Origin of the sequence: Microcoleus sp. Pol12B4, from assembly GCF_036701385.1 — a bacterium.
Taxonomy (GTDB): Bacteria; Cyanobacteriota; Cyanobacteriia; order Cyanobacteriales; family Microcoleaceae; genus Microcoleus.
In genome coordinates this window covers 15,536-19,578 of sequence record NZ_JAUBQR010000127.1, presented here as the reverse complement: position 1 = coordinate 19,578, position 4,043 = coordinate 15,536, and the positions used below count along the sequence as shown (strand labels likewise).

The window sequence follows — 4,043 nt, the reverse complement described above, 5'->3', positions numbered from 1 at the left end:
GATCGCTAGATTAAATAATTATCTCGATAGCGTTCCTGTGCCATTTGTCGTGCTTCAAATTCATTCCATTGCTGGATAGGTCGTAAAGTTTCTACTGTTGTTAATTCATCGGGAATTGGTGTACCTATTATTTGATTGATTACTTCGGCTATTACCCGACAACAGCTTTGTGGCCAACAGACTACTTGCTCCTCAGCAAATCTAATGACTATCCATCCTTTTTCTAAAAATAGTTGATGGCGCTGATTTTCTTGGACAAGCACTTCGTAATTTTTAGGCTCACCGCTTTCATAGTGATAAGGTTTATCAATTATTATATCAATACGTAAATTTGTTAACTTATCAAAATAAGAAATTTCTATACAGTAAGGTTGATAGGATTGGGATTTTTGGATGATTAAATTGTTATAAATTTTATCTTGAAATAATTGCTGTAAGTTTTTATAAAATTTACTTTCAAGCCACTGAGACTTTGTACTGACAATTCTACCTTCAGGAGGGACGGTTTTTATGATAATGTCTTTAATTATCTGATAGCGATACTGTTTTATTTTTTCAGGTTTTTGGGATTCTGCTATCTGCCGTTTATGCTGAATCTCACGCTTTTGCCATTCTGCTAACAAATCTTTATAATCGCACATTTGTTGCTTGTATTGATTAAGTGTTCGTAAGTAATACATTTGTTGTTGCCAGAAGTTCAAGGCAGTAACCAAAATTCCACCTACAGAAATATAGAAACTAATGATAATATTTCTACTAGCAATCAGACCAATAGTTGCAAAAGGAATAATTAATGGGAGAGATTTATAAAAAAACAAAAGTACATCAATTGGTTGGGGCTTATAACTAGGAGGTAAAGGTTTTGATTCACTAAATTTCCATATGAATGGAACTGCATTCATAGCTTGAATAACAGGATCGGGCATCAGGATAATAGGATATTGATTCATGTTTTTTAGTGGTTGTATTATTAAACTATAATACTCAACTATTTTCACGAGACATTGCGCTCGGCAAAAGCCAACAATGTTCTAACAAGGTGGGCAAATACCCACCCCACAAACTTACCCCATAATCCCACCAAAAAAGTCGATCGTCTCTTTCAACGCTTTGACAAACACATCAATCTCCTCGCGAGTATTGTAAAAATACAAACTCGCCCGGGCAGTAGATGAAACGTTCAAATAGCGGTGCAAAGCTTGCGTGCAGTGATGCCCGGAACGAATCGCGACTCCCTCCTGGTCTAACATCGTAGACAAGTCTTGAGGGTGAATTTCTCCTGCTGTAAATGCCGCCAAAGCTGCCCTACCTTCGCCGTTGCTGTCTGGTTGTGGCCCGTAAATTTTGATATCGGGAATTTGCCGCAATTGCTGAAACATATAAGCAGTCAATTCTGCTTCGCAAGCGTGAATCTTATCCATGCCAATGTTACTAAGATAATCGATTGCTGCACCAAGGGCGATCGCCTCTCCGATTGCAGGCGTGCCTGCCTCAAATTTGTGCGGCAAATCGGCATAGGTGGAATAATCGAGAAACACGTCAGCAATCATCTCGCCGCCGCCGAAAAACGGAGGCATTTCTCTCAGCAAGTCCAGTTTACCGTACAGAAAACCGATGCCAGTCGGAGCACACATTTTGTGACCGGAAGCAACCAGCCAATCGCAATCTATTGCTTGCACGTCTACTATCATGTGCGGCACGCTTTGGCAAGCATCTATTAAAACTCTTGCGCCGAAACTGTGGGCAATTTTGCAAATTTCTTTGACTGGACTGATGCAGCCCAAAGTATTAGAAACGTGAACCGTTGACACCAATTTAGTTTTATGAGAAATCAGCGTTTTAAACTGTTCCACATCAAACTCGTTAGTTTCCGTTAACTCGACAAATTTCAGCACCGCACCGGTTCTTTGAGCAATCATTTGCCAGGGAACGAGATTGCTGTGGTGTTCCATTACCGACAGGATAATTTCATCTCCGGCTTGCAGATTGCTCAAGCCCCAAGAATAAGCAACCAAATTAATCGCTTCGGTGGCGTTGCGAGTGTAAACAATTTCTTGCCGCGACGCCGCATTTACAAAGGCCGCAACTTTGTCTCTCGCACCTTCGTAAGCATCAGTCGCTTTGGCGCTGAGAGTGTGAGCGCCGCGGTGCACATTTGCATTATATTTCTCGTAGTAGTCGCGCCAAGCGTTGAGCACAGCTAGGGGTTTTTGAGAAGTAGCTGCATTGTCTAAATAAACTAGCGGTTTACCGTTAACTTTTTCATTCAAAATTGGGAAGTCGCCACGAACTTTTGATGCAAGTGTTTTTTCTTGAATAAGTGTCATATTTTTTGAAGTTAGTGATTTGTCGTTGGGTGGGGGCGGGTTTACGAGATTGTTGGTTTTAGGCAATTATTATTCGTGAAACCCGCCCCTATAGGCTGTTAAAAATGGTGCAAGATGTTGTAGGGACACAGCAATGCTGTGTCCTCTGTATCCTCATTTGTATGAGTTATCCTTGGAGGGCCACGCAGGTAGAAAGCATTTTCGCAACCCCAAGAATCGGTAATTGATTGAGCATTTCCGCCGCAAAAGCATCAATTAGCAAATAGCGACTTCTTTCTAAATCCAAACCGCGACTTTGCAAATAGAAAAGTTCATCATCTTCTAATTGACTGACAGTTGCACCGTGGGAACATTTAACGTTGTCGGCGACAATTTCCAACTGCGGTTTAGTGTCTACGCGAGCTCTCGGCGACAGCAACAAATTCCGGCTCAATTGTCCGGCATCTGTCAATTGGGCGGCTTTACGAACGAAAACTTTGCCGTTAAATACAGCACGAGCTTTGTTGCCAACAATGCACTTGTGCAATTGGCGACTTGTACCGTGAGGGTGATTGAAATCGATTAAACTGTGAGTGTCTGATAACTGTTCCCCAAAGGCTACGCTTAAGCCGTTTAAAGTTGTTTCCGTGGCTTCGCCGCGCTGAAATACTTCTAAATTGTGCCGCGATATTTTGCCTCCCAAGCTGATAGCATGACAAGTATAACGGCTGTTGCGAGATTGTTCGATCGCACTTTTGCCGATATGAACAACCTCCCCACCTTCCCGCTGCAGCCGAACGTGATTCACAGTGGCGTTTTCGCCGACAACAACATCGGTTACAGCATTCGTAAATGCAGCGACATTACCGATAGTTGCGTAATCCTCAACCAGCGTGACATTGCTTCCAGGCTCAGCTATGACCAAGCAGTGCGGTTGGGACATCGTGGGAGATGCACCGGGCGCTGTCAGGAACAGCAAGTGAATCGGAAGGTCGATCGACATATTGGCCGGTACGAACACCACCGCAGAATCCGTCAAACCCACAGTATTCAGCGCGGTAAACACCTCAGTTTGCTGTCTGTGCTTGCTCAAAACATCGCTGATGCGCCCTTGATATTTTTCGGGTACATTGGATAGATTACCTGCGTAAAAGTCGATCCTCTTCGAGGGCTCCGCTAACGGCAAATTGGGAAAAACCGACGACTCCACCGTTGACAAATCCGGCGCATAAAACCCGTTGACAAACACCAATCTTAATGGTAAATCTGCCTTGTTTTTCACTGGCATAATGATATCAGCCAGCTTAACTGTTGACTGATTGCTCTGGGGTATATGAAAAGGAATTTGCAACACCGCCGACAAATCAGTAAAGCGCCATTCTTCATCCTTCACCGTCGGAAAACTCGAAGAAAGCACGTATTGAGTCGCCGCATCCCGCAAATCCTGCAACCCGTAAGCAGAACTTTCGTTATTAGTTGCGCCCAACTTGCCGCACTGATTCACCAAATCCGTCAAAAACATTTCCCTACTAGCAACTTGCGTATTCATCATCGCGCGCCTACTCCTGCTGCTTCCTCTTCCACAACCCAGTCATAACCGCGCTCTTCCAATTCCAGCGCCAACTCTTTCGGGCCAGTCAAGATAATTCTGCCCGCTTCCATGACGTGAATAAAATCAGGAATAATGTAATTCAGCAACCGCTGATAGTGAGTAATCACCAACATCGAATTTTCAGC

General features: G+C 43.5%; 3 protein-coding genes and 1 pseudogene. All 4 read right to left on the bottom strand.

Features of this window, described 5'->3' with window-relative positions:
• Positions 1–5: 5 nt before the first annotated feature.
• Positions 6–998, bottom strand: a complete 993-nt coding sequence (locus tag QUA38_RS17705; protein ID WP_333163925.1) for a hypothetical protein — start codon at positions 996–998, stop codon at positions 6–8.
• Between the two features lie 66 nt (positions 999–1,064).
• Positions 1,065–2,327: a SufS family cysteine desulfurase gene (locus QUA38_RS17700; protein ID WP_333163922.1), complete on the bottom strand. Its 1,263-nt coding sequence runs from the start codon at positions 2,325–2,327 to the stop codon at positions 1,065–1,067.
• 166 nt (positions 2,328–2,493) lie between these two features.
• Positions 2,494–3,858 (bottom strand): Fe-S cluster assembly protein SufD, encoded by a 1,365-nt coding sequence (gene sufD, locus QUA38_RS17695; protein WP_333163920.1) that lies wholly within the window; start codon positions 3,856–3,858, stop codon positions 2,494–2,496.
• Positions 3,855–4,043: pseudogene (locus QUA38_RS17690) on the bottom strand (Fe-S cluster assembly ATPase SufC); the annotation flags it as partial. The pseudogene QUA38_RS17690 and the gene sufD, both read right to left, overlap by 4 nt.

Coding starts and splice junctions, on each gene's coding strand:
- sufD (WP_333163920.1), bottom strand. CDS start 3,858: ATGATGAATACGCAAGTTGCTAGTAGGGAAATGTTTTTGACGGATTTG.
- QUA38_RS17700 (WP_333163922.1), bottom strand. CDS start 2,327: ATGACACTTATTCAAGAAAAAACACTTGCATCAAAAGTTCGTGGCGAC.